The following is a 25269-nucleotide window of genomic DNA, read 5'->3' on the forward strand; positions in this document are numbered from 1 at the left end:
CCGACAGGCAGCCTTTTCCTCATGTCGCGCAAAGCGGGCATAATAGCGCCCTTCATTGGTTGCCGGCCCCCTGCAAGGCGCTGGCCAGTGTCCATCCGGGCACTGAGGGAACACGGTCGCACCGTGGCTGCCCCCGCAACTGTAAGCAGCGAGTCCACGCACCCTGGCCACTGAGCAACGCTCGGGAAGGCCGCGAAGGATGACGACCTGCCAGCCAGGAGACCTGCCGGTGAAACCAGTCGCGTGTGAACGCATCGAGCGGGGTGTATCGATGCAAACGTGTCCCTGGGCTAGGGATATTCCGGTCGCCGCGACGCCAATCAGGGTGACCCGTTGAAACAGGCCGAATCCGCCGCCACCGTCCGCCCCTCGGCCTGCCCGGGGTTGCTGCGCATCGTGCAATCCGGCGATGGCGGCATCTGCCGCATCAAGCTGCCCTGTGGCCGCCTCCAGGCCCGCCAGGCCCGCGCCGTGGCCGCTGCCGCACAGCAGTACGCCAGCGGCGTGATCGAAGCCACCAACCGCGCCAACCTGCAGATCCGCGGGGTAAGGGTCGGTGCCGAAGCGGCGCTGATCGACGCGCTGCTGGCCGCCGACCTGGGCGCCCCCTCGCCGGGTGCCGACGACGTGCGCAACCTGATGGTCAGCCCGCTGCTGGGCCTGGTGCCCGGCCACGAGACGACCGCCGCCCTGGCCGACCGCCTGCTGGCCCTGCTGCAGGACACCCCGCGCTTCCACGCCCTGTCGCCCAAGTTCGCCCTGCTGCTGGACGGCGGCGAAGCCCTGGCCATGCTGGAGCACCCCCACGACCTCTGGCTCTGCGCCCTCGGGCCGCAGGCCGACGCCCTCTTCGCCTTCGGCCTGGCCGGGTGCCCGCCGCAACAGGCGCACGACGCCCCCGCCCTGGGCGCCGTGCCCGCCGCCCAGGTGCCGGCCCTGGTGGAGGCGCTGCTGCACCTGTTCCTCGACCGCGCCCGCCCCGAGCAGACGCGCATGCGCCACCTGCTGGCCGACCTCGGCCCCGCCGCCCTGCTGGCAGAGCTGGAAGCCCGCCTCGGCGTGCCCCTGCATGCCGTGCCGGACTGGCGCCGCGACACCACAGGCGCCCTCGGTCACCTGGGCGCCGTGGCTGGCCGCCATGCCGGCGCCGCCGCCCCCCTCGGCCGGCTCGCCGCGGCGCAACTGATGACCCTGGCCGACCTGGCGGACCAGCAGAGCGACGGCCACCTGCGCCTCACCCCCTGGCAATCGGTGCTGCTGCCGGCCCCCCGCGACCTCGACGGCACCCTCGCCGCCCTCGCCGCCCTGGGGCTGGTCACCGACCCCGACGCGCCCCTGGCCCGGCTCATCGCCTGCACCGGCTCCAGCGGCTGCCCACGCAGCCTGGCCGACACCAAGGCCGACGCCCTGGCCCTGGCGCCGCACCTGCCGCCCCGGGTGCAGTTGCACCTGACCGGCTGCCCGCGCTCCTGCGCCGCCGCCCACGTCGCGCCCTTCACCCTGCTGGCCCGCGAACCCGGCCGCTACGACCTCTACCAGCGCGCCCGCAGCGGCTTCGGCCTGCTGCTGGCGAGCGACCTCGACCTCGAACAGGCCAGCGCCCGACTGGCCGCCACTCCTGACAGTTGGAGCTCCACCGAATGATCGATTACATCCGCGATGGTCAGGAGATCTATCGCCATTCCTTCTCCATCATCCGCGCCGAGGCGGACCTCAGCGCCATCCCGCCGGACCTGGAGAAGCTCGCCGTGCGCGTCATCCACGCCTGCGGCATGGTCGACGTGGTGCAGGACCTGGCCTTCTCCCCCGGAGCAGGTGCCGCCGGCCGCGCCGCCCTGGCCGCTGGCGCGCCGATCCTCTGCGACGCGCGCATGGTGGCCGAAGGCATCACCCGCGCCCGCCTGCCGGCCAACAACCCGGTCATCTGCACCCTCAACGACCCCGGCGTGCCGGAGCTGGCCCGCGAGCTGGGCAATACCCGCTCGGCGGTGGCCCTGGAGCACTGGCGCGCGCACCTGGAAGGCAGCGTGGTGGTGATCGGCAACGCCCCCACCGCGCTGTTCTACCTGCTGGAAATGCTCGACGCCGGCGCCCCGAAACCGGCGCTGATCCTCGGCTTCCCGGTGGGCTTCGTCGGCGCGGCCGAGTCCAAGGACCTGCTCGCCGCCGACAGCCGCGGCGTGCCCTACGTGGTGGTGCGCGGCCGTCGTGGCGGCAGCGCCATGGCCGCCGCCGCCGTCAACGCCCTGGCCACGGAGGTGGAGTGATGAGCGGCAAGGGACGGCTGATCGGCCTCGGCGTGGGTCCGGGCGATCCGGAACTGATCACGCTCAAGGCCCTGCGCCTGCTGCAATCGGCCCAGGTGGTGGGCTACTTCGTCGCCAAGGCCAAGGCCAATCGCGGCGAGGGTGGCAACGCCTTCGGCATCATCGAGCAGCACCTGGCGGACACCCAGGTGCGCATGCCGCTGGTGTACCCGGTGACCACCGAGAAGCTGGAGCCGCCGCTGTCCTATGAAACGGTGATCAGCGACTTCTACGACACCGCCGCCCAGCAGGTGGCCGAGCACCTCGACGCCGGCTGCGACGTGGCGGTGATCTGCGAAGGCGACCCGTTCTTCTACGGCTCCTACATGTACCTGCACGACCGCCTGGCCGACCGCTACGAGGTGGAAGTGGTGCCCGGCGTCTGCTCCATGCTCGGCAGCGCCGCCGTGCTCGGCCTGCCGCTGGTGTACCGCAACCAGAGCCTCTCGGTGCTCTCCGGGGTGCTCCCCGAGGCTGAACTCAAGGCCCGCCTGGCCACCGCCGAAGCCGCCGTGGTGATGAAGCTCGGGCGCAACTTCGACAAGGTGCGCCGCGTGCTGGGCGAGCTGGGCCTGGCCGACCGCGCCCATTACGTCGAGCGCGCCACCATGGCCAACCAGCGCATCGTGGCGCTGGACGAGGTGGACCCGATGGCCTCGCCGTACTTCTCGATGATCCTGGTCCCCGGCCAGAAATGGAGGGGCTGATGAACGCCCCCGCCATCGTCCTCCTCGGCAACGGCGGCCTGGCCGTCGCCCGCCGCCTCCAGGCGCTTTATCCACAGGCCCGGGTGCTTGGCCTCGCCGGCCGCGTCGACGGTGCCGACGAGCGCTACAGCGAGTTCGGCGAGACCCTGCGCGAGCTGTACCGCAACGACACCCCGATCATCGCCCTGTGCGCCGCCGGCATCGTCATCCGCACCCTCGCGCCGCTGCTCGCCCACAAAGGCGCCGAACCGCCGGTGCTGGCCCTGGCCGAAGACGGCAGCGCCGTGGTGCCACTGCTCGGCGGCCTGGGCGGGGTCAACAGCCTGGCCCGCGAGATCGCCGCCTGGCTGGACGTGGCCCCGGCCATCACCACCAGTGGCGAACTGCGCTTCGGCACCTGCCTGCTGGACCCGCCGGAGGGCTACGCCCTGGCCGACCTGGAACAGGGCAAGCGCTTCGTCGCCGACCTGCTCGGCGGCCAGACGCTGCACGTGGCCGGCGAAGCGCCCTGGCTGGAGGCCGTCGCCCTGCCCCGCGACAGCGCCGCCAAGCTGACCCTGCACATCACCCCCGAACAACGCCCTGCCGCCCGCGACGAACTGCTGATCCACCCCCGCGTGCTGGTGCTGCGCGTGGAGGGCGAGGCCTCGGCCGAAACCATCCGCCAGGCCCTCGCCACGGCCGGCCTGGCCCCCCAGGCCCTGGCCTGCCTGGTGGCCGACCCGGCGCGCATGAGCGACGCCGGGCTGACCGCCACGGCCGCCGAACTGGGCGTGCCACTGCGCTTCGCCAGCGATGACACCGACCTGCCCGCGCCGGCTGCCCACCTCGGCGCACTGCGGCTGTACCGCGCCGACGCGCCCCTGGACCCGACCGGCATCGGCCAGGCCCGAGGCCGGCTGACGGTGATCGGCCTCGGCCCCGGCGACCCGGCCTTCATGACCCCCGCCACCCGCCAGGCCCTCGACGAAGCCCAGGACCTGCTGGGCTACGAAACCTACATCCGCATGGCCGGCCCTCTGCGCGCCGACCAGGTGGCCCACTGCACCGACAACCGCGAAGAGCTGCAACGCGCCCGCCACGCCTTCGAGCTGGCCGCCAGCGGGCGCCGGGTGGTGGTGGTGTCGTCCGGTGATCCGGGCGTGTTCGCCATGGCCGCCGCCGTGCTGGAAGCCCTCGACGAATCCCGCGACCCGGCCTGGCAGCAGGTGGACCTGCAGATCCAGCCGGGCGTCTCCGCCGCCCTGGCCACCGCCGCCAAGGCCGGCGCGCCGCTCGGCCACGACTTCTGCCTGATCTCGCTGTCGGACAACCTCAAGCCCTGGGACGTGATCGAACGGCGTCTCGACCACGCCGGCGCCGCCGACTTCGCCATGGCCTTCTACAACCCCATCTCCAAGGCCCGCCCCTGGCAACTGGCCCGCGCCCTGGAGATCGTCCGCCAGCACCGCACGCCCGAGACCCTGGTGGTGCTCGGCCGCGACATCGGCCGCCCGGCGGAGAAGCTCACCGTGACGAACCTCGGCGACCTCACCCCCGACCAGGTGGACATGCGCACCCTGGTGATCATCGGCTCCTCCCTCACCCGCCGCATCCCCCGCCCCGACGGCCACGAATGGGTCTACACCCCGCGCTGGTATCGCTGAGCCTCGTCCTTCGGGATAACCCCAGTTCCCGGGCTGAAGCCCGGGCTACGACGGTGGATCGGTGCTCACCGGATGGCATCGCGGGCGGGGCGTAGATTGATGCGGTTCGCATAGCTCACCGCATCCTACGGGCTCACACCGTTCCGGCGTCGAGACGGTGGATCGATGAAGCGCGATCCACCCTACGAGGCAACGGCGGCGCGGGCTCGCGTAGGGTGGATGACGCTCTTTTCATCCACCAGCTCTCGGCACCCAGGCCTGGGGATAACCCCCCAGATCGATGCTCACCGGATGGCGCCGAGGCATTCGTAGGATGGGCTGAGCTGTGCGAAGCCCATCATCCCGGGCGGGCTTGGATTGATGCGGTTCGCATAGCTCACCGCATCCTACGGACTCACACCGTGCGGGCGCCGAGACGGTGGATCGATGAAGCGCGATCCACCCTACGGGGCAACGGCGGCGCGGGCTCGCGTAGGGAGGATGACGCTCTTTTCATCCACCAACTCCCGGCACCCAGGCATGGGAGATCGATGCTCACCGGATGGCGCCGAGGCACCCGTAGGATGGGCTGAGCTGTGCGAAGCCCATCATCGCGGGCGGGTGTGGATCGATGCGGTTCGCATAGCTCACCGCATCCTACGGACTCACACCGTGCGGGCGCCGAGACGGTGGATCGATGAAGCGCGATCCACCCTACGGGGCAACGATGGCGCAGGCTCGCGTAGGGTGGATGACGCTCTTTTCATCCACCGATTCCAGGCACACGGCCTTGGGAGGGGACAGGTCAGGCGTCAGCCTGGGGGCGGCCTCGGCGGCGGAATTCAACGGGGGTTTCGCCGACCCAGCGTTTGAAGGCGCGGTAGAAGGTGCTCGGCTCGGAGAAGCCGGTTCGTTCGACGATCACCTCGATGCGTTCGTCGGTCTTGAGCAGCAGTTCCTTGGCCAGGCGGCAGCGGTAGTCGGTGATCAGGTCGTTGAAGCGCACGCCGGCCATGGCCAGGCGTTCGCGCAGGCGGCGGGCGGGCATGTTGAGGCGGGCGGCGACCTGTTCCAGCGTGGCGCCGCCGTCCACCAGCAGTTCGCCGATCAGCTCGCGCACCTTGCGCACCAGGTCCAGCCGTTCCACTTCCGCCAGTTGCCGACGGGCCAGGGACTCGTGCATGCGCAGCAGTTCCGGCGCGGCATGGCGCGAGGCTTTGTCCAGCACGGCGGCGTCGAACACCAGCGCGTAGCGCTCGGCGCCCAGGCGTGCCGGGCAGCCGTAGACCGCCTGGTAGCGCTCGGCCGGCGCGCCCTCGGCGTGCATCAGCAGCACCTCGCGGGGGATGAAGTCACCTTCGGTCAGGGCATGGAACAGGCGGATCACCGCCCCGGCGAGCATCTCCGGGAAGTGCCGGTTGCTGCCGATGCTCTGGCCCAGGGACAGCACGGCGCGGTCGCCGTCCACTTCCAGGCGGGCATTGAGGGTGTCGGAGAGCAGGCGCACGTAGCGCAGGGCGTGGCGCAGGCCATCGCCGAAGGTTTCGCTGGAGAGGAAGAGGTATTCCAGCAGCAGCCCGTGGAAGGCCGGCAGGTGCCCAGCCAGATAAAGGCCGACATGCTCCTCCCCGCACTCTTCCGCCGCGGCCCGCCAGAACTGGGCCTGGGCAGCATGGGGGAAGCGTCCGGCGGGCAGGCCGCCCGCAGGCAGGCCGAGCCGCCCCAACACCTTGTCAGGGTCGGCGCCGCTGGCACGCAGGGCGTCGATCACCGCGCGCATCAGCGCCACGTCGTCGGTCAGGTCACGCATCATTTTCCGAATTCTTGTCATGCGAGGCGGGGGCCATCTTATGCAGCTTTTTACCGTGCGCTCAAGGCGCGCTTGAGCCGCCCGGACGGATTGACTGCCCTGCCAGGACGCCATGCGGCGCGGCCAATGTGCCGCCGGCCGGGGCGGCTAAGCTGCATCGCGTTCGCAACGAGGAGATCGCCCATGGCCACCGACTGGCTCGACCTGCCCACCCTCCCGGCCCTGCCCGGCCTGTTCCTGCGTGCCGCCCTGCGCCGTGGTGCCAGCGGGCGCACCCTGCCCGACCTCGGCCTGCGCACCCAGGTGGAGGTGGATGCCCGCCACCTGGCGCGCTACCGCCAGGTCTGCGGCTTTGGCGACAACGGCCGGTTGCCGGCCACCTACCCGCACATCCTCGCTTTCCCGCTGCAGATGCAACTGCTGACCGACAAGCGCTTCCCCTTCCCGCTGCTCGGCCTGGTGCACCTGGAGAACCGCATCCGCGTGCTGCGCACCCTCGGCGGCCTCGGGCCGTTCCGTGTCAGCGTCGCCGTGCAGGACCTGCGCCCCCACGACAAAGGCGCCACCTTCAGCCTCATCACCCGCCTGGAGGACCAGCTCGGCCTGCTCTGGGAAGGCGACAGCCGCATCCTCTACCGGGGCCTGCGCCTGGACGGCGCGCCCGCCCCGCGCGAGGAGGTCGACGCCCTGCCGCTGACCGAGCTGGACCACTGGCGCGCCGCCAAGGACATCGGCCGGCGCTACGCCCGCGTCGCCGGCGACTACAACCCCATCCACCTCAGCGCCCCCAGCGCCAAGCTGTTCGGCTTCCCCCGCGCCATCGCCCACGGCCTGTGGAACAAGGCGCGCACCCTGGCCGCCCTCGGCGCCCACCTGCCGGATGCCGGCTACGAGGTGGAAGTGCGCTTCCAGAAGCCCGTCCTGCTGCCTGCCGAAGTGCGCCTGCTGGCCAGCGCCGCCGGCCCCAGCGGCCAGTTCGCCCTGCGTGGCAAGGACGACCTGCCGCACATGGCCGGCAGTTGGGCGCCGCTGGCCGACTAGCGCCACCGCCCCCCCTGCGCGGCGCTTGCACCCCGCCGCCCCCGGCACCAAGCTATGCGGCCTCCCAGGAGAGCCGCATGAACCTCGACGCCATTACCCGCCGCCTGCACGCCATTCGTGACCACAACGACTGGCGCCAATTCCACAGCCCCAAGAACCTGGCCATGGCCGCCAGCGTGGAGATGGCCGAGCTGGTGGAAATCTTCCAGTGGCTGACGGAAGACCAGTCCCGCCAGCTCGACGCCGACACCCTCCACCACGCCGGCCAGGAAGTGGGCGACGTGATCCTCTACCTGCTGCTGATGTGCAGCGAGCTGGGCATCGACATGAACCAGGCCGTACTGGACAAGCTGGCCGACAGCGAACGGCGCTTCCTGCCATGACCGACGACCGCCATTTCGACGCCCTCGCCGCGCGCTTCGCGGAGAAGATCTACGGCGGCGCCAAGGGCGCCATCCGCCTCGCCGTGCTCCAGGCCGACCTCGGCGAAGCCCTGCCCGAACGCCCCCTGCGGGTGCTCGACGTCGGCGCCGGCCTTGGCCACATGAGCCTCTGGCTGGCCCAGCGCGGCCACCAGGTGACCCTCGCCGAACCGGCCGAACCGATGCTCGACGGCGCCCGCGAGCGCTTCGCCGAAGCCGGCTGCCAGGCCACCTTCATCCAGGCCCCCTGGCAGGCCCTGCCGCAGCAGCTCGACGGCCGCTTCGACCTGGTCATCTGCCACGCCGTGCTCGAATGGCTCGCCGAGCCCCACGCCATCCTCCCGGCCCTGCACGCCCTCACCGCCCCGGAGGGCTGGCTGTCCCTGGCGTTCTACAACCGCGATGCGCTCATCTACCGCAACCTGCTCAAGGGGCACTTCCGCAAGCTGCGGCGCAACCGCTTCGCCGGCGAAGGCCAGAGCCTCACCCCCCAGCGCCCGCTGGACCCGCGCGAGCTGGCCGCGCAACTCGGCACGCACTGGCGTGTCCAAGCGCAGAGCGGCATCCGCGTGTTCCACGACTACATGCCCAGCGAGTTCCAGGCCCGTGCCGAACTGGCCGACCTGCTGGAAATGGAACTGGCCCACCGGCGTCACCCGGCCTTCGCCGGCCTGGGGCGCTATCTACACTGGATCTGCCGCCCGCTATGAGCAGCGCCCCGGAAACGGGGCACCCAGAACCCGCCTCGACGGAGGCCACCATGCACCGCGCCACCCTCATCGCCAGCCTGCTGGTGCTCAGCGCCTGCCAGAGCCCCAACCCCTACCAGGCCCAGTCCCTGCCCATGCCGCCGGCCCCGCCCGGCGCCGCCACCCACTTCGACCGCAGCGCCTACCCCGCCGCCCCGCGCGACTTCGGCCGCTACCGCAGTTGGAGTTGGCAGGACGGCCGCCTGCCCGCCGGCAACACCTGGGTCACCCCCGAGCAGATGGCCGAGATCGTCAATGCCGGGCTCGACCAGCGCGGCCTGCGCCAGGCCCACGACCCGGCCGGCGCCGACCTGCGGGTGAGCGCCAGCCTGCGCTTCGAGAAACGCCTGCGCCAATACGAAGACCGCAGCGGCGTCTACTACGGCAACGACCCCTGGGGCGACCGCTACGGCGGCTGGGCCAGCGCCCCGCTGGTGCGCACCTACGAGGTGCAGGTGGCGGTGGTCTACCTGGAGCTGCGCGACGCCCGCGACGGCCAGGTGGTGTGGACCGGCAGCGCCGAAACCGACGCCAGCGGCGAGCGCAGCGACCGCAACCAGGCCCTGCGCGAGGCCACCGCCGAAGCCCTCGGCGAGTACCCGCCGCGCTGAAGCGCCCCCCGACAACGTGCAAAACCTTGACCCAGACCCTTGCCGGCCACCCCGGCATGGGATTGGATAGGCCCCCCGGCCCAGGAGACCCACCATGATCCGCCGCCTGTTCCTGCTCGCCTCCGTCCTGCTGCTGGCCGCCTGCCAGAGCGTGGAGATCGACCGCGACTACGACCGCACCCGCGACTTCGGCGCCTACCGCAGTTGGGCCTGGAAAGAGCCCGCCCTGCAGTACCGCCCCGACGACCCGCGCCTGAAGAGCGACCTCACCGAACAGCGCCTGCGCGACGCCCTCACCCAGCAGCTCGACCAGCGCGGCCTGCGCCCCGCCGCACCCGGCGCCCGCGCCGACCTCTTGGTGCAAAGCTGGCTGATCGTCGACGACCGCCAGCAGCAGGTCAGCACCAACTACGGCGGCTACTGGGGCGGTAGCTGGGGCAACTACTGGGGCGGCCCCGGCCTGACCGAAACCCGCACCTACGACTACCAGGTCGGCACCCTGCAGGTGGACCTCTACGACAGCAAGGACGGCAAGCTCGTCTGGCGCGGCAGCGCCGCCCAGATCCTCCCTGCCACCCCGCCCAGCCCCGCCGAGCGCGAAGCCGCCATCCGCGACACCATCGGCCGCATCCTCGACCACTACCCGCCCCGATGAGCCCCTCGATGCCCGCACTCAGCCACCGCCCCGTGGGCGCGGATGACCTCGCCGAGGTCGTCCGCTTCCCCCGCGATGCCGACGAACTCTTCTTCGCCTACCCCCGCGCCACCTGGCCCTTCAGCGTCGAGCAACTGGCCGACGCCATCGCCCAGCGCCAGGGCAGCACCGTCGCCCTGCTGGACGGGCGCATCGCCGGCTTCGCCAACTTCTACCAATGGGAACCAGGCGCCTACTGCGCCCTCGGCAACCTGCTCGTGGCCGACTGGGCCCGTGGCCAGGGCGTGGCGCAGTACCTCATCGGCGTGATGGAACAGCAGGCCCGCGCCGGCTACGACGCCAAGCTCATGAAAATCTCCTGCTTCAACGCCAACACCGGCGGCCTGCTGCTCTACACCCGCCTCGGCTACCAGCCCCGCGCCATCGTCGAGCGCCAAGCACCAGGCGGCCAGCGCGTGGCCCTGGTGCAGATGGAGAAACCCCTGGAAGAGAGCGCTCCATGACCCTTCGCCTCGCCCGCCCCGCCGACCTGCCCGCCCTGGGCGACATCGAACGGCTCGCCGCCGAACGCTTCAGCACCACCCACCTGCCCACGCACCTGCGCGGCCACACGCTGCCGCGCGACGTGCTCCAGCGCGGGCTCGACGCCGGATTGCTGTGGGTGGTGGAACACGCCGGGCACGCCGTCGGCTTCCTGCTGGCCGAGCGTGAAGGCCAGGGGCTGCACATCGCCGAAGTCAGCGTGCACCCCGACCACGGCGGCCAGGGCCACGGCCGCGCCCTGCTGGAAGCCGCCGCCGAGCGCGCCCGCGCCGAAGGGTTGCCCTGCCTCACCCTCACCACCTTCGCTGACGTGCCCTGGAACCGCCCCTTCTACGAACGCGCGGGCTTCCAGGTACTGGCCGAAGCCGCCTGCGACAGCGCCCTCGCCGCGCACCTTACCGCCGAGCGTGAAGCCGGCCTCAACGGGCGCGTGGCCATGCGGCGGGTTGTTGGCTGAGGGCGGAGCCTTCGATAAACTGCGCCGAATATTTTCTGGACGGACCCACCATGCTCGAATGGACCACCCTCACTGCCCGCCAACGCGGCACCGCACTGATCGTGCTGCTGATGCCGCTCAGCCTGCTGCTCACCCAGCCCTTCAACCCACAGGCCCTGCTCGAAACCGCTGCCATGTTCAGCCTGTTCGCCGGGCTCGCCCTCGCCCCGCAAGTCGTGCGTGGCCGGCTTCTGCAAAGCCTGCGGGATGGCCAGCGGTTGCCCGCGCCCAGCCTTGGGCTGTTTGCGGGGGCTTTGGTGCTGATGGTGCTGGCGCGTCTGGTTGGGATGGTGGGCGCGTCGTAAGGCCGGAAGCGGCTTGCTGCTCGCGATGCTCCTAGGCGCCTTGCCGATCAGCGAGTGCTGCGGGTGCCACCCGCAGAGCTGGAAAATCAGCGCTGACACCTAGCCTTATCCCCAGCCAACTGCAGCAGACGGCGGAACTGTTCGATGGCCTTGTGGATATCGTCCCGGGTGTCGCCGTCCCAGTCCTCCACCGCATCCAGTTCCAAGCGCAAGGCGTAGAGGCGCTGCTCGATCTCCAGCACCTCATCCGGCCCGCACTCGCTCGCGATGGCGTCCCAGCGCTCAGCCGGTGTCGACACCCAGGGCGGCAGGTCGCCACGGGCGGCTTCGATCAGGTGGGTAAGGCGGCTCATGCGTCCGGCGGGGGGACGTCGATGGGGCGGGTCTGGCCGGCCTCGGGCAGCACCTCCCCGGTCAGCAGCCACCAGCGGAACTGTGGATAAAACCGCCCCAATTTCTCCAGCTCATCTGCGCCGAAACGTGCCTTGCCGCGCTTGATGCTCTGCCAGCGCACGTATTCCTTGCTGTTGACCTCGGCGAGGTCTTTCAAGCTGGTTAGCTCAAGCAGATGAAGCGCTCGATCAGTCACACCTTCCGCCATGGAATCGCATGAATGTGGACTATATCCGTAATTCGGACTCTGCGGATCAGGCGAAAAGGGAGGGACCTGAGTGCCAGGCGTGTTCTCGGTATCGGGGGCGAGCTGACCGTTTTCCGGATCGGCCTGCCCGCGCCACAGCCAGAGATCGTATTGCGGAAACGCCTGGATCAGCGCCTCAAGGTCCTCTACGCGGGCTTTTACAGCGTAGTTGGTCGCAACGGTCTGCCAGCGTCTGCGTTCAATTGCCGTCACACCTGCCAGGCGGGTCGCGCCGAGATGGCGCACCAGAAACCGAAGCCGATCCTCAATCATCCTGAACCCTATCTAGACAAACCATTTGACCTTCAAGTTATTTGCCCGTATGGTGAACGCGCCCGACAACCGATTTGTCAGAGCGCCGCATCGAAACCCACGAATACTGAAGGAACCTGCCAGGAACTGGAAGGGTTGGGGCTGCCTGCAAGAAAGATCAGCCCTGCGTTGTGGATATGTTCGGCGGCGTCCCGCTTGAAAGGAGATTGAGCATGGCCGACTTCACCTTCGACGCCGCCTGCGCACTGATGGGCCGCACCGCCTGGATAGAACTGAACTGGCCCGACGTCCCGGAGCCCACCTTCACCTGCGTGCATATCGTCGGTGTGGTGATGGCGATGGAGGGCGTCTACGACGCCCCGCACTTCCTCACCTTCCAATACAACGGCTCGCAGATGTTCCCGGAAGAACTCTTCTGGTCGGACATCCGCGCATTGCATCCGGTCAGGACAGTGAAGAAGGGAGGGAACGTGGCGGAAGGCAGTGGGAGTCGAACCCACCCAGGAACGGCTGCCGTCCCCCACCGGGTTTGAAGCCCGGCCACGCCACCGGGCGTGATTGCCTTCCTTGTTGAGCTGTAGGGCCTTCGCGTCAGCTCCGTTGCCAACCTCACGTGGAGTGTCTACGAAGCGTCGATAGTTCGACGACCGCTAGCGCGTCCGCCTATGCCCTAGAGCGCGGCGAGCATATCGCATGAGCATCTTGGTTTTCCAACCGCCTGCACTCGGCCTGGAATGCCCGCTTTTGGCTGGGAGTCGCCAGTAGCATCGGGCTGGTGTCGGCCAATAGCGGACATCAACGATCAGGCTTCGCCACGCAACTGCAAGCGCAGCCTCGTCCGCCAACGGAGTAACTGGCCTGTTGGCTTAGGTCGCCGGCTGCTGATGTCTTGGCAGGCTTATGGAGATCAGTGCAGTCAGGACGACAAAGCCGCTGGAGACCCACAGGCAGGCTTGCAGCCCGTATTGCTGGAAGACCCAGCCGGACAACAGTGTGCCGACCAGCCGGCCCAGCGCGTTGGACATGTAGTAAAAGCCGACATCCAGCGACACGCCGTCTTCCTTGGCGTAGCTGACGATCAGGTAGCTGTGCAGCGACGAGTTGATGGCAAAGACGGCACCGAAGATCAGCAGCCCGCCCACCAGTACCGCCTGCTTGGACAAGTCGCTATCCAGGCCCACCGCAATGGCAACGGGAATACCGGCCAGCAGAGCAGCCCAGAGAAACGCCGCGCGGCCATCGGGTACATGCCCGTTGCGCTTGCCGGTGAGGGCTGGAGCGAAGGACTGCACGATGCCGTAGCCGATGATCCAACTGGCCAGGAAGCCGCCGACCATCCAGAAGTCCCAGCCGAACACCGTGCTCAGGTAAACCGGCAGGGCGACCACGAACCAGACGTCGCGGGCGCCAAAGAGGAACAGGCGCGCGGCTGAGAGGATGTTGATCGCCCGGCTCTTGGACAGGATGTCCTTGAACTTTGGTTTGGCTTTGGCCTTGCCCAGATCCTTCTTCAGCAGGAATAGGCTGGCGATCCAGATCACCGCCAGCACCCCAGCCATGACCAGTACCGCGCCGGCAAAACCGAGCACGGCCAGCAGGGCGCCGCCGAGGAAGAAGCCCACGCCCTTGAGCGCATTCTTCGAGCCGGTGAGGATCGCCACCCACTTGTACAGTGTGCCCTGCTGGGCATCGGGCACCAGGAGCTTGATGGAGCTCTTGGCCGACATCTTGTTGAGGTCTTTGGCGATCCCCGACAGCGCCTGCGCGCCCATCACCCAGGGCACGGTCAGCCAGGCGGCAGGCACGGTGAGCATCAGCAGAGCGACCACCTGCATGGCCAGGCCGATGTTCATGGTGCGATTGAGGCCCAGCCTGGCGCCGAGGTAGCCGCCCACCAGGTTGGTGACCACGCCGAAGATCTCGTAGAACAAAAACAGCGCGGCAATCTGCAAGGGGCTGTAGCCCAGGCTGTGGAAGTGCAACACCACCAACATGCGCAAGGCGCCATCGGTGAGGGTGAATGCCCAGTAGTTGCCGGTCACCAGCAGGTACTGTTTGACCTCCGGGGCTAGGGCTGACAACGCCTTCATGCTTGCATCCCTACTCGGTTAAACGGCCAGGCCGACCAGCTTGGCCAGCTCCACGGTGCGGTTGGCATAGCCCCATTCGTTGTCGTACCAAGCGTACAGCTTCACCTGGGTGCCATTGACGACCATGGTCGACAGCGCATCGATGATCGAGGAACGCGGGTCGGTGCGGTAATCGATGGAGACCAACGGGCGTTCCTCGTAGCCGAGGATGCCTTTCAGTTGGCTGGCGGCAGCCGCCTTCAGTAACTGATTGACTTCCTCTACCGTGGTCGCACGCTCGACTTCGAACACGCAGTCGGTCAGCGAGGCGTTGGCCAACGGCACCCGCACGGCATGGCCATTCAGCTTGCCGCGCAGCTCGGGGAAAATCTCGGCAATGGCGGTAGCCGAGCCGGTGGTGGTCGGGATCAGGCTCATACCCGAGGCGCGGGCACGGCGCAGATCTTTATGCGGGGTGTCGAGGATGCTCTGGGTGTTGGTCAAGTCATGGATGGTGGTGATCGAGCCATGGCGGATGCCGAGGCTCTCGTGGATCACCTTGACCACTGGAGCCAGGCAGTTGGTGGTACAGGAGGCAGCTGTAACGATGCGGTGCTCGGCGGGATTGAACAGCTGCTGGTTGACGCCCATCACCACGTTCAGTGCTCCTTTCTCCTTCACGGGCGCACAGACCACCACGCGCTTCACGCCCTGATCCAGGTAGGCCTGCAATACCGCCACGGTCTTCATCTTGCCGCTGGCTTCGATCACCAGATCGCAGTTCGACCAGTCGGTGTCGGCAATCGCCTTGTTGGCGGTGACCTGGATGCGCTTGCCGCCGATCACCACGCAATCGCCGTCACTACTGGCTTCGTGGTGCCAACGACCATGCACCGAGTCGAAGTTGAGTAGGTGCGCATGGGTGGCGGCATCACCAGCCGGATCGTTGATGCGGACGAATTCGAACTCGGGCCAGTCCCAGGAGGCGCGCAGCGCTAAGCGACCGATGCGACCGAAACCGTTGATACCAATTTTGATAGCCATTTTCTTCGACTCAGCTGCCGGAGTTAGTGGGAGGCACCGAACTGGGAGATCCAGTTGAGATGCGCCGGGTGTTGAATGGCCTTGGGCCGCAGGGCCTGCACCAGGGCAATGGCGTCGGCGCGGGGAATGCCGGCCTCGATCATGATTCGCGCAGCAATCAGCCCGGTGCGGCCCGAACCGCCCTTGCAGTGGATGGCGATGTCCTGGCCGGCGTTGAGCAATTCAAGGATGTTTTGTTTGGAGGCTTTCCAGCCCTTGCCGAAATTCTCAAGCGGCACTTGCTCATCCGCGACCGGCAGGTGGAACCAGGCCATGTCCTGCGCTTGGCATTGCTTGCCGATGTCCTCGGCCCCGTTGGCTGCCAGTTCGCTCGCCGGCATCAGGCTGATCACGGCAGAGGCGCCGGCCTGTTTGAGCGTGGTCAGCGAATCGGCAAGGCTGCTGTTCTTGGTGCCGGGGCAGGGTGTGAGGATCAGCTTGCCCTTGATGCCGGGGATGCTGAGCAGGTCGTAGGGATGATTCATCGAGCGTGATTCCTGGCAGTCAGATAGCGCGCTGGTTGACGCGCTTGGAAAGTTCTTCGGCGGACTCTTTACGTTCCGAGTAGCGGTCGACCAGATAGTCGCTACGCCCGCGCAGCAGCAGAGTGAACTTGACCAGTTCCTCCATGACGTCCACCACGCGGTCGTAATAGCTGGAGGGCTTCATGCGCCCGGCCTCGTCGAATTCGAGGTAGGCCTTGGCTACTGAAGACTGGTTGGGGATGGTGAACATGCGCATCCAGCGCCCCAGCACACGCATCTGGTTAACCGCATTGAAGGATTGCGAGCCGCCACAGACCTGCATCACGGCCAGGGTCTTGCCCTGACTCGGGCGGATGGCACCCATGGACAGCGGTATCCAGTCGATCTGCGACTTGAACACCCCGGTCATGGCGCCGTGCCGTTCGGGGGAGCACCAGACCTGACCCTCCGACCAGAGCACCAGGTCGAGAAGTTCCTTGACCTTGGGGTGGCTGCTGTCGGCATCGTCCGGCATGGGCAGGCCGGACGGATCGAAGATTCGGGTTTCCGCGCCAAAGGCCTCCAGCAAACGTGCCGCCTCCTGAGTCAGCAGCCGACTGTAGGAGCGTTCACGATTGGAGCCATAGAGCAGCAGGATGCGCGGTTTGTGCTCGTCCTCGGCGAGGCCCAGGTTTTCCGGGATAGAGCGATCAAACAGCTCCTCGGCGACGTTGGGCAGGTTGTCGATCATGGGCTTGTACCTCTTGGGCTACAGCGAGCCGATTCTGTTCAACTCGACTTTGAGCGCATCGCTATCGAGTTGTGCGAAGGGCTGCGCGATAAATGCGTTCACCCGCTTCTGGATCTGTTGGATGGTGGCTGCAAACGCAGCGGTGATGTCTGCCTCAGAACCGTTTACTTCGGATGGGTCACTCAGCCCCCAATGGCAACGTATCGACGGGCCAAAGAACACAGGGCAGGCTTCTCCGGCGGCCTTGTCGCAAACGGTAATGACGATGTCAGGGGCTAGAGACTGATAGACATCGGTTGATTTGCTACTCAGCCCCTCAACATCGAAGCCAGCATCAAGCAGTGCCTTCAAAGCCAATGGATTTACTTCTCCCTTAGGGTGGCTGCCCGCGCTAAAGGCCCGCATGCCCTTCGGTGCCAGCGCGTTGAAGATGGCCTCCGACAGGATGCTGCGGCAGCTATTGGCGGTGCAGAGAAAGAGAACTTTCATGGTCATCCCCAGTGCCAGGCATTCAATCGCAGGCGGGATTGCGACCAGGACGATCACGCATTTGCCAGAGACGCTGTACGTCCTGGCGCAACCACTCGGCATTGTTGTCCAGGGTCTGCTTCAGAATATCGGTCACCCATCCCGACAACTGCGGGTGCAAGCGGTAGTACACCCACTGGCCATTGCGGCGATCTTCCAGAAGACCGCAGCCTCGCAGCAGGGCCAGATGTCGGGAGATCTTCGGTTGCGCCTCATCTAGTGCCGAGGTCAGTTCGCAGACACACAGTTCCTGCTCCAGGGTCACCAGCAAAGCGATTCGTGCTCGCGTCTCATCGGCCAGGCATTTGAATACCTCGGTTGGTGACATGGGTTGGCTGCCAGCGGGCTCTTGAGTCGGCCTGTTTTTAATCAGCACGAACATTTTTATCCGTTCGTGAATCTCATGCAGGGTCTTGCGGTAGGCGTCTTTCTGCGAGCTGGTCACCGGGTCTTCGAAGTTCCAAGCGATGTACTCGCCGGCGCCAGGCAGTGCCAAGCACTCCAAGGCAGACTTGTCACACAGCGTGATCACATAGTCGAAAGGCTCGCCAGCGACCTGCTCGATGGACTTGCTATAAAGCCCGTCAGTGGAAACACCAAGATGCTCCAGCGCATCGCGTGCTCGGATGTCGACTTCCGTGGGGGCAGAACCTGCACTGTAGACCTCGAAGTTTTCCGAGTCGGTGTGGCGTAGCAGGGCTTCAGCCATCTGCGAGCGTGCTGAATTCGCAACGCAGAGGAACAGGACGCGCTTTTTTTGGCTCATGTTGATCTCTATCAAAGATGCACACGGCCAAATATATTATTTTTCGAATATGCAGTAAAGTGAATATGCGCCACGTCGGCGCGCCAAGTGTTTGAGGATAGGCAGCAAAGATGACAAATGCGTGTGAAGTCGCAATGAAGCAGGCCTCTGGGGCCCCGCTGGGGGTGTTTGAGCGCTACCTGACCCTGTGGGTGTTCCTGTGCATTGTGGCGGGCACTGTGCTGGGCCTGGTTGCGCCCCAAGCAGCTCAGGCCGTTGGCGCCCTGGAAGTAGCGAAGGTGAATATCCCAGTGGGGCTGCTTATCTGGGTGATGATCATTCCGATGCTGATGAAGATCGACTTCGCGGCGCTGCATGAGGTGCGCCAGCAAAAAGCCGGTATGGGCGTCACCCTGTTCGTCAACTGGGCGATCAAGCCGTTTTCCATGGCGCTGATTGGCTGGCTGTTCATCAAGGTGCTGTTTGCGGACTGGCTGCCTGCCGAGGAGCTGGATAGCTACATGGCGGGGCTGATCCTGTTGGGTGCAGCGCCCTGCACGGCGATGGTGTTTGTCTGGAGCAACCTGTGTAACGGCAATGCCAACTTCACCATTACTCAGGTAGCCGTCAACGACCTGGTGATGGTGTTCGCCTTCGCCCCCATTGTGGCGTTGCTGCTAGGCGTGTCCTCGATCCCGGTGCCATGGGGCACCCTGCTGCTCTCGGTGGTGATGTATATCGTCATCCCGCTGGCTATTGCCCAGTTTCTGCGAGCCCGTTTGATGAAGCGTGGCGAAGCCCACTTTCAGAAGGCCCTGGCAAAGATCTCGCCGTTCTCCATTCTGGCTCTGCTGGCGACCCTGGTGCTGTTGTTCTCCTTCCAGGGTGAGTCGATTGTCGAGCAGCCGCTGGTCATCGGCATCATTGCGATCCCCCTGCTGGTGCAGACACTGTTTATCGCAGCGCTGGGTTACTGGCTCTGCCATACCTTGAAAGTGCGCCACGACGTGGCAGGCCCGGCCACCATGATCGGAGCCTCGAACTTCTTCGAGCTGGCTGTAGCCGTGGCGATTGTCTTGTACGGTTTCAACTCGGGAGCCGCACTCGCAACCGTGGTCGGGGTGCTGATAGAGGTGCCTGTGATGCTCTGGTTGGTACGCATGGTCAACAGCACTCGCAACTGGTACGAGAGCAGCCTCAACAATCGCTAAGGGGGTCAGCATGCGCTTTGTCGACAACGCACCACGCTTCCTGTTTTTCACCGGTAAGGGCGGGGTTGGCAAGACGTCCATTGCCTGCGCAACAGCCCTGGAGTTGACCCGTCAGGGCAAGCGAGTGCTGCTGGTGAGCACCGATCCAGCCTCCAATGTGGGCCAGGTATTCGGTCTGGAAATCGGCAATCACATTACTGCCGTGCCCGCAGTTGAAAATCTGGCGGCCTTGGAGATTGACCCACAGGGCGCTGCCCAGGCTTATCGAGATCGAATTGTCGGCCCGGCGAGAGGCGTCATGCCAGCTGATGTGGTCAAGGGCATGGAGGAGCAGTTGTCGGGTGCCTGCACCACCGAGATTGCCGCCTTCGACGAATTCACCTCGCTGCTGGTCAACGAAGAACTGAAGACTCGCTTTGATCACATCATTTTCGATACGGCGCCGACTGGTCACACGATTCGGTTGCTGCAGCTACCCGGTGCCTGGAGTGGGTTCCTGGAGGCGGGGCAAGGCGATGCATCCTGTCTTGGCCCCCTGGCCGGCTTAGATAAACAACGAGACCAGTATCGCGAGGCGGTAGAGGCACTCTCTGATCCTGCCAAAACTCGCCTGGTTCTGGTTGCCAGGGCGCAGGCTGCCACCCTGCGCGAGGCCGCCCGCACCCGCGAGGAATTGGCGGCCATCGGGTTGCAAGAGCAGTACCTGGCGATCAACGGCGTGCTGCCGGAGAGTGAGGCACATAGGGATGCTTTGGCTGCTGCCGTCTATAAGCGCGAACAGGCCGCAGTCGCTGCTATGCCGACAGCGCTGAGAGCATTGCCACTCGATCTGTTGCCGTTAAAAGCATTCAACCTGGTGGGATTGGATGCCCTACGACAATTTTTGGTTGAGGGCTCTGCTGAGGACGCGCAGGCACCGGCCAGTTCGCCAATTGATTTGAACGCTCCACGACTCAACTCCCTGATCGACGATATCGCCGCCAATGGTCATGGCTTGATCATGGTGATGGGCAAAGGTGGTGTCGGGAAAACGACTCTGGCGGCAGCGATTGCTGTCGAATTGGCTCGCCGTGGGTTGCCTGTACACCTGACAACCTCTGATCCAGCTGCGCACCTTGCCGAGACACTGGATGGCACGCTTGAGCACCTGACACTGAGCCGCATTGACCCGCATGCGGAGACACAACGCTATCGTGATCACGTCATGGAAACCAAGGGAGCGGGTCTGGATGAGCAGGCTCGGGCGTTGCTAGCCGAGGATCTGCGTTCACCCTGCACCGAGGAGATCGCGGTATTCCAGGCTTTTTCACGAATCATCCGTGAAGCCGGCAAAAAGTTCGTGGTGATGGACACCGCCCCGACCGGCCACACCTTGCTGCTACTGGATGCTACCGGGGCTTATCACCGCGACATTGCTCGGCAGATGTCGGGCAGCAACATGCGCTTTTCCACGCCAATGATGCAGCTCCAAGATCCTAAACAAACCAAGGTGCTGCTGGTGACCCTTGCTGAAACCACTCCCGTGCTGGAGGCTGCTGGCCTGCAAGCTGATCTGCGTCGCGCCGGCATTGAGCCTTGGGCATGGGTGGTCAACAACAGCGTAGCAGCCGCAAAGACTGTATCTCCGCTTCTACATAAGCGAGCGGTCAATGAGCTGAGGGAAATTGAGCATGTTGCGACTGAGCACTCGCAACGCTATGCAGTCATTCCGCTAACGGCGGAGGAGCCGCTAGGGGTTGAGCGATTACTCGCTCTCAGCAAGTAATGTGCACCAATGAAAAGGCCCGCATTCGCGGGCCTTTCTGCTTGATAGCACTTACTTCTTGATGACCTCAAGGTAGTCCTTGAGGGTCTTCTCATCAGCTGCTTTGACTGTCATCCCATTCGGGCCAGAGCCGATATCGGTGAACTGCTTGGCCGGCTCACCAGAGGCTTTGAAATCTTTCAGCTCCTGGGAGTCCTCACGGAAAACCCAGAGGCGACCATCCTCAACCTCGGTAACAAAACCAGGCTTATCGAATTCGCTGGCCATAACGGAGCCGGTGAACAGAGAAGAGAGGAGCAGAGCTGAGAGGGTGAGGTTCTTCATGGCTTTACCTGTGGACTGGTTGGAGCCACAAATCTACTGGGGCAACAATTTCAGAATGGTTACAACATGCGTAAATTCGAATGTACGTATGTAACCATTCGTTTCAGGTCTGAAAGAGCCTTGCCTAGCTCTGAAGGAGTCAAGGTAATGGCTGCTTTTGGCCGTTAGCAGGCATAAGCCTCCTGCCAAAAACAAACAACACATCAAAACTAACGGTAAGAACAGCAACGCCGTCATGAGTTACTGCCTACCGCAGCAGCCATGCGTTGAGCACATGAAAACCCAGCGCATGACCACCACCCAAAACCCCCGTCACCAGATAGAACGGCCAGCCATCCAGCAGAAACCGCGCCGTATGCCCACTGAACAACGGCTGCCCCTCCAACGCGCGCCCTGCCGCCAGGGCATCCGGGGCGTTGCGGAGCAGTACGACGGCCAGCCCAAGCCCGGCGCCCCAGCAGAACCCCTCCCACGCCGCGCGGCGTAGCCGGCCCCGGCCAGCCAGGATGGCGCGGGCCTGGCGGGTGCCCAGTGCCCACACGGCGACGGAAACGGGCAGCAGCCAGCAGGCGGAGAACAGCAGCGCGGCCTGTGCGTCAGGGGCGGCAGCGAGGGCGATGGCGCTCCAGCCGAACAGGAACAGGGCCGCATCCACGGCCCCGACGATCCAGGGGTTCATCCTTTGGCTCCTTCACCGGGCGGGGCGACGTCGTCGCCGTTCGGGCCGCCAGTGTGCCCGGCGCGGGGCGTCCTACAGACCTTGCCGGCCGGGGCGCTCGCGGTGCGCCGGGGGCTAGGGGGTGAGCAGGGCCAGGGCGGAGTCTTCGCGGATCTTGCGTTCGTCGCCGATGCGGCGGGTGTAGCCGATGCGGTCGAAGTGCTCCAGCAACTGGATGCTGCGCTTGCGGCCGAGGCCGATGCGATCGCGCCAGTGGGCGGCCTTGATGGTGCCGTGGGCGGCCTGCAACTGGCGGGCGTGCTGGGCGAGTTCGCGCAGGGTGGCGTCGGGGTAGAAGAGGTCTTTCACCACCTGGTGCAGATGCCCGAGGCGGGCGAGCTTGCGTTGCAGCAGGCGCATGGCGCTTTCGTCCACGTTCAGTTCGCGGGCCAGGTCGCGGACCCAGGGCGGGTCGTAGCGGCCGGCCTCCAGCAGCGGCCAGATGCGCTGGCGCAGGGCTTCGTCGGCGTCGTTGAGCTGTACGCGGTGGCCGGGCAGGTGCAGCCAGGGGCCGCTTGCCTGGACGGCCTCGCGCACCATGAGCTGTTCCAGCAGGGCGATGAAGACCGGGCGCTCCAGTTCCGACAGGGCATAGCGGCGCAGGCGGTCGCGGTCGGGGCCGAGTTCGTCGGGCTGCTCGGCGTGGAAGCGCGCGAGGCCGTCCAGCAGGCGGTTTTCCAGGGCCTGCCAGCGGGCGCGGGTGAACAGCCGGGGGCCGAGGCGGGTGTCGATCTGCAGGGTGCCGGGCGGCAACTGCCAGCCGCTGCGGGGGCGGTTGAACTGGCGTTCGAGCAGTTGCGGGTAGAGGCCGTTGTCGGTGGCGTCGAGCAGGGCCGGCAGCGCCTGCTCCAGGCTGTCGCTGCGCAGGGCCTGGAGCTGGGCGAGGCGCTCGGCACTGCGGCGGTTGCGCGCGGGGGCGAAGGGATCGAGGACGCGGCCGCCGCCGAGGGTGCGCTGGGCGGACTGGTCGCGCAGCACCAGCCGGTCGCCATGTACGGCGTGGGCGGGAGCATTGAGCAGCACCTGGGCGAAGGCCTGCTGGCCGGGGGCGAGGCTGTTGCCTTGCAGCAGGGCGACGCGGCCGGTGACGTCCTGGGCGCCGAGGTGGACGTGCACGGGCGTCCAGTGGGCCAGCGGATGGGGCTCGCCGGGCAGCAGGTGCAGGTCGATGTCGAGGCGGGTGGTGGGCGCGGCGAGGGCCGGCGCCAGCAGCCAGTCGCCCCGGTGCAGGTCGTCGACGGCGAGGCGCTCGCCGGCAAGGTTGATGGCGACCCGCTGGCCGGCGCGGGCGCTCTCCACCTGCTGGTTGCGGCTGTGCAGGCCGCGCACCCGCAGCAGGCGCCCGGAGGGGCTGAGCACCAGCTCGTCGCCAATGCGCACCTGCCCGGCGAAGGCGGTGCCGGTGGCGACCACGCCGGCGCCGGCGACGCTGAAGGCACGGTCGATGGGCAGGCGGAAGAAGCCGTCGTCGCGGCGGGTGGCGGCCAGCAGGGACTCGCCCAGCAGGGCCTGGCGCAGGGCGTCGATGCCCTGGCCGCCGAGGCTGTCCACCGGGAACACCGGGGCGCCGGCAAAGGGGCCGGGGGCCAGCAGGGCGGCGATTTCGGCGCGGACCTGGGCGATGCGCGCGGGCTCGACGCGGTCGATCTTGGTGAGGGCCACCAGGGCGCGGCGGATGCCGAGCAGTTCGACGATGGCGAGGTGCTCGCGGGTTTGCGGCATGACGCCGTCGTCGGCGGCCACCACCAGCAGCAACAGGTCGATGCCGCAGGCGCCGGCGAGCATGTTGTGGACGAAGCGTTCGTGGCCGGGCACGTCGATGAAGGCGGTGCTCTGGCCGTCGCCGAGGTCGGCGTGGAGGTAGCCGAGGTCGATGGTGATGCCGCGCTCGCGCTCGGCGGGCCGGCGGTCGCCCTGCTGGCCGGTGAGGGCGGTGAGCAGAGCGGTCTTGCCGTGGTCGATGTGGCCGGCGGTTCCGACGATCACGGCAGGGCTCCGTCGAGGTGGGGCAGTTGGGCGAGGAAGGCGGGCTCGTCGTCGAGCTGGCGCAGGTCGAGCCAGAGGGCGTCGTCGTCGAGGCGGCCGATCACCGGGATGGGCAGGGTGCGCAGGCTTTCCTCCAGTTGCCGCAGGGCGCGGCCACGCAGGCGCTTGGGCTGCTGCGGGCGCAGGCAGAGGGCGGCGCTGGGCAGGCGGGCGACGGGCTGGGCGCCGCTGCCGATCATGCCCAGGGCGGGCTCGACGCTGACCTGCCAGGTGGCGCCGAGCTGGGTGGCCAGGGGCGCGGCGAGGCGCTGGGCCTGGGCGAGGATGTCGGGCTGCGGGCGGCTGAGCAGGCGCAGGGTGGTGAGCCGTTCGGCGAGGCGCTCGGGGTCGCGGTAGAGGGCGAGCACGGCTTCCAGCGCGGCGAGGGTGAGCTTGTCCACCCGCAGGGCGCGCTTGAGGGGGTTCTTCTTGATGCGGCCGATGAGTTCCTTGCTGCCGAGGATGAGCCCGGCCTGGGGGCCGCCGAGGAGCTTGTCGCCGCTGAAGGTGACGATGTCGGCACCGTCGCGCAGGGCTTCCTGCACGGTGGGCTCCTTGGGCAGGCCCCAGCGGGTGAGGTCCACCAGAGTGCCGCTGCCGAGGTCTTCCAGCAGGGGCAGGCCGTGGGCGTGGGCGATGCGCGCGAGGTCGGGGGTGGCGACGCTGGCGGTGAAGCCCTGGACGCTGTAGTTGCTGGTGTGCACGCGCATGAGCAGGCCGGTGCGGGGGTTGATGACGGCCTCGTAGTCCTTGGCGTGGGTGCGGTTGGTGGTGCCCACCTCGACGAGCTTCACACCGGCGCGGGCCATGATGTCGGGGATGCGGAAGGCGCCGCCGATCTCGATCAGCTCGCCCCGGCTGATGACCCCTTCCTTGCGCGCGCCGAGGCTGTTGAGGGCGAGCAGCACGGCTGCGGCGTTGTTGTTGACCACGGTGACGGCTTCGGCGCCGGTCAGCTCGCGGATGAGGCCGGTGATGAGGTCGTCGCGGTCGCCACGCTTGCCGCTGGCGAGGTCGAATTCGAGGTTGAGCGGGTAGCGCGCGGCGAGGGTGATGGCCTCGATGGCCTCCTCGGGCAGCAGGGCGCGGCCGAGGTTGGTGTGCAGCACGGTGCCGGTGAGGTTGAACACCCGGCGCACGCGGCTGGCGTGCCAGGCGGCGAGGCGTTCACCGGCGCGGCCGGCGAGCACGGCTTCGCTGAGTTCGATGGCGGCGAGCTGGCCCTGGCGGGCGGGCTCGCGCAGCTCGTCGAGCAGGTCGCGCAGGGTTTTCAACAGCGGCTCGCGGCCGTAGCGCTGCTGCAGCGGCGTGCAGGCGGGGCTGCGCAGCAGGCGGTCGACGGAGGGTAGGCGGGGGGCTGACATGGGGGATTCCTTGAGCGGCGTCCGGGTTAGCGCGTGCGG

At 66.9% G+C, this 25269-nt stretch carries 27 protein-coding genes, 1 tRNA gene and 1 riboswitch; of the genes, 14 read left to right on the forward strand and 14 right to left on the reverse strand.

Features of this window, described 5'->3' with window-relative positions; translation table 11 throughout:
- Positions 1 to 46 precede the first annotated feature (46 nt).
- Positions 47 to 246, forward strand: a riboswitch (cobalamin riboswitch).
- Positions 247 to 333: 87 nt separating this feature from the next.
- From cobG to cobJ, 4 genes are read left to right on the forward strand one after another with little or no spacing between them, the layout of a single operon-like run.
- A complete protein-coding gene (cobG, locus tag A9G05_RS13890; protein WP_069561545.1) occupies positions 334 to 1644 on the forward strand; it encodes a precorrin-3B synthase in 1311 nt (436 codons plus the stop codon).
- Entirely contained in the window at positions 1641 to 2267 is a 627-nt protein-coding gene (locus A9G05_RS13895; protein WP_069561546.1) for a precorrin-8X methylmutase, read from the forward strand. Before cobG ends, A9G05_RS13895 begins: the two co-directional genes overlap by 4 nt.
- The gene (locus A9G05_RS13900; protein ID WP_069561547.1) at positions 2267 to 3013 is read left to right on the forward strand and encodes a precorrin-2 C(20)-methyltransferase; all 747 of its coding nucleotides are present in this window, start codon (positions 2267 to 2269) and stop codon (positions 3011 to 3013) included. The genes A9G05_RS13895 and A9G05_RS13900 overlap by 1 nt, the downstream gene beginning before the upstream one ends.
- On the forward strand, positions 3013 to 4659 hold the full coding sequence (gene cobJ / locus A9G05_RS13905) for a precorrin-3B C(17)-methyltransferase (protein ID WP_069561548.1): 1647 nt from the start codon (positions 3013 to 3015) through the stop codon (positions 4657 to 4659). Before A9G05_RS13900 ends, cobJ begins: the two co-directional genes overlap by 1 nt.
- A 784-nt stretch (positions 4660 to 5443) precedes the next feature.
- Here cobJ and A9G05_RS13910 read toward each other — a convergent pair.
- Positions 5444 to 6448, reverse strand: a complete 1005-nt coding sequence (locus A9G05_RS13910) for an AraC family transcriptional regulator (RefSeq protein ID WP_069561587.1) — start codon at positions 6446 to 6448, stop codon at positions 5444 to 5446.
- A gap of 183 nt (positions 6449 to 6631) precedes the next feature.
- Here A9G05_RS13910 and A9G05_RS13915 point away from each other — a divergent pair, with 183 nt between their 5' ends.
- The 8 genes from A9G05_RS13915 to A9G05_RS13950 all read left to right on the forward strand — a co-directional run bounded on the left by A9G05_RS13915 (position 6632) and on the right by A9G05_RS13950 (position 11270).
- Positions 6632 to 7489, forward strand: coding sequence for a MaoC/PaaZ C-terminal domain-containing protein (locus tag A9G05_RS13915; RefSeq protein WP_044411250.1), 858 nt, complete (start codon positions 6632 to 6634; stop codon positions 7487 to 7489).
- A gap of 77 nt (positions 7490 to 7566) precedes the next feature.
- Positions 7567 to 7872 carry a nucleotide pyrophosphohydrolase gene (locus tag A9G05_RS13920; RefSeq protein WP_044411248.1) on the forward strand — a complete coding sequence of 102 codons (306 nt, stop codon included), beginning with the start codon at positions 7567 to 7569 and terminating at the stop codon, positions 7870 to 7872.
- Complete coding sequence (locus A9G05_RS13925) at positions 7869 to 8621, forward strand: methyltransferase domain-containing protein (protein ID WP_069561549.1); 753 nt, start codon at positions 7869 to 7871, stop codon at positions 8619 to 8621. The genes A9G05_RS13920 and A9G05_RS13925 overlap by 4 nt, the downstream gene beginning before the upstream one ends.
- Before the next feature lie 50 nt (positions 8622 to 8671).
- Positions 8672 to 9271: a DUF4136 domain-containing protein gene (locus A9G05_RS13930; protein WP_069561550.1), complete on the forward strand. Its 600-nt coding sequence runs from the start codon at positions 8672 to 8674 to the stop codon at positions 9269 to 9271.
- Between the two features lie 94 nt (positions 9272 to 9365).
- Positions 9366 to 9926 (forward strand): DUF4136 domain-containing protein, encoded by a 561-nt coding sequence (locus tag A9G05_RS13935; protein WP_069561551.1) that lies wholly within the window; start codon positions 9366 to 9368, stop codon positions 9924 to 9926.
- Positions 9927 to 9934: 8 nt separating this feature from the next.
- Positions 9935 to 10429: a GNAT family N-acetyltransferase gene (locus A9G05_RS13940; RefSeq protein WP_069561552.1), complete on the forward strand. Its 495-nt coding sequence runs from the start codon at positions 9935 to 9937 to the stop codon at positions 10427 to 10429.
- The gene (locus A9G05_RS13945) at positions 10426 to 10926 is read left to right on the forward strand and encodes a GNAT family N-acetyltransferase (RefSeq protein WP_069561553.1); all 501 of its coding nucleotides are present in this window, start codon (positions 10426 to 10428) and stop codon (positions 10924 to 10926) included. The genes A9G05_RS13940 and A9G05_RS13945 overlap by 4 nt, the downstream gene beginning before the upstream one ends.
- A gap of 50 nt (positions 10927 to 10976) precedes the next feature.
- Positions 10977 to 11270 (forward strand): hypothetical protein, encoded by a 294-nt coding sequence (locus A9G05_RS13950; protein WP_069561554.1) that lies wholly within the window; start codon positions 10977 to 10979, stop codon positions 11268 to 11270.
- Between the two features lie 86 nt (positions 11271 to 11356).
- Here A9G05_RS13950 and A9G05_RS13955 read toward each other — a convergent pair whose 3' ends face one another.
- From A9G05_RS13955 to A9G05_RS28310, 9 genes are all read right to left on the reverse strand, one after another.
- A complete protein-coding gene (locus A9G05_RS13955; RefSeq protein ID WP_069561555.1) occupies positions 11357 to 11623 on the reverse strand; it encodes a hypothetical protein in 267 nt (88 codons plus the stop codon).
- Positions 11620 to 12183 carry a hypothetical protein gene (locus A9G05_RS28130; RefSeq protein ID WP_256548402.1) on the reverse strand — a complete coding sequence of 188 codons (564 nt, stop codon included), beginning with the start codon at positions 12181 to 12183 and terminating at the stop codon, positions 11620 to 11622. Before A9G05_RS28130 ends, A9G05_RS13955 begins: the two co-directional genes overlap by 4 nt.
- Positions 12184 to 12654: 471 nt before the next feature.
- Positions 12655 to 12750, reverse strand: a tRNA-Sec gene (locus tag A9G05_RS13965).
- Between the two features lie 299 nt (positions 12751 to 13049).
- Complete coding sequence (gene arsJ / locus A9G05_RS13970; RefSeq protein WP_069561556.1) at positions 13050 to 14273, reverse strand: organoarsenical effux MFS transporter ArsJ; 1224 nt, start codon at positions 14271 to 14273, stop codon at positions 13050 to 13052.
- Positions 14274 to 14291: 18 nt separating this feature from the next.
- On the reverse strand, positions 14292 to 15296 hold the full coding sequence (locus A9G05_RS13975; RefSeq protein WP_069561557.1) for an ArsJ-associated glyceraldehyde-3-phosphate dehydrogenase: 1005 nt from the start codon (positions 15294 to 15296) through the stop codon (positions 14292 to 14294).
- 23 nt (positions 15297 to 15319) lie between these two features.
- Positions 15320 to 15820, reverse strand: coding sequence for a cyclin-dependent kinase inhibitor 3 family protein (locus A9G05_RS13980; RefSeq protein ID WP_069561558.1), 501 nt, complete (start codon positions 15818 to 15820; stop codon positions 15320 to 15322).
- 19 nt (positions 15821 to 15839) lie between these two features.
- Entirely contained in the window at positions 15840 to 16550 is a 711-nt protein-coding gene (arsH, locus tag A9G05_RS13985; protein ID WP_069561559.1) for an arsenical resistance protein ArsH, read from the reverse strand.
- An 18-nt stretch (positions 16551 to 16568) separates the two neighbouring features.
- Positions 16569 to 17039, reverse strand: coding sequence for an arsenate reductase ArsC (locus tag A9G05_RS13990; RefSeq protein WP_069561589.1), 471 nt, complete (start codon positions 17037 to 17039; stop codon positions 16569 to 16571).
- Between the two features lie 22 nt (positions 17040 to 17061).
- Positions 17062 to 17844 carry a metalloregulator ArsR/SmtB family transcription factor gene (locus tag A9G05_RS28310; RefSeq protein ID WP_069561560.1) on the reverse strand — a complete coding sequence of 261 codons (783 nt, stop codon included), beginning with the start codon at positions 17842 to 17844 and terminating at the stop codon, positions 17062 to 17064.
- 110 nt (positions 17845 to 17954) lie between these two features.
- On the opposite strand from A9G05_RS28310, the gene arsB reads away from it, so the two are divergent.
- Positions 17955 to 19034 carry an ACR3 family arsenite efflux transporter gene (gene arsB, locus A9G05_RS14000; protein WP_170832323.1) on the forward strand — a complete coding sequence of 360 codons (1080 nt, stop codon included), beginning with the start codon at positions 17955 to 17957 and terminating at the stop codon, positions 19032 to 19034.
- A gap of 10 nt (positions 19035 to 19044) precedes the next feature.
- Entirely contained in the window at positions 19045 to 20799 is a 1755-nt protein-coding gene (gene arsA / locus A9G05_RS14005; protein ID WP_069561562.1) for an arsenical pump-driving ATPase, read from the forward strand.
- 51 nt (positions 20800 to 20850) lie between these two features.
- On the opposite strand, the gene A9G05_RS14010 is transcribed toward arsA, so the two are convergent.
- The 4 genes from A9G05_RS14010 to selA form a co-directional block, all read right to left on the reverse strand.
- Complete coding sequence (locus tag A9G05_RS14010) at positions 20851 to 21123, reverse strand: hypothetical protein (RefSeq protein WP_033987446.1); 273 nt, start codon at positions 21121 to 21123, stop codon at positions 20851 to 20853.
- A gap of 247 nt (positions 21124 to 21370) precedes the next feature.
- Positions 21371 to 21802, reverse strand: coding sequence for a hypothetical protein (locus A9G05_RS14015; protein ID WP_069561563.1), 432 nt, complete (start codon positions 21800 to 21802; stop codon positions 21371 to 21373).
- 114 nt (positions 21803 to 21916) lie between these two features.
- The gene (gene selB, locus A9G05_RS14020) at positions 21917 to 23827 is read right to left on the reverse strand and encodes a selenocysteine-specific translation elongation factor (protein ID WP_069561564.1); all 1911 of its coding nucleotides are present in this window, start codon (positions 23825 to 23827) and stop codon (positions 21917 to 21919) included.
- Positions 23824 to 25230: an L-seryl-tRNA(Sec) selenium transferase gene (selA, locus tag A9G05_RS14025; protein ID WP_069561565.1), complete on the reverse strand. Its 1407-nt coding sequence runs from the start codon at positions 25228 to 25230 to the stop codon at positions 23824 to 23826. The genes selB and selA overlap by 4 nt, the downstream gene beginning before the upstream one ends.
- Positions 25231 to 25269 lie beyond the last annotated feature (39 nt).

Origin of the sequence: Pseudomonas sp. ENNP23 (assembly GCF_001728945.1) — a bacterium.
GTDB lineage: Bacteria > Pseudomonadota > Gammaproteobacteria > Pseudomonadales > Pseudomonadaceae > Metapseudomonas > Metapseudomonas otitidis.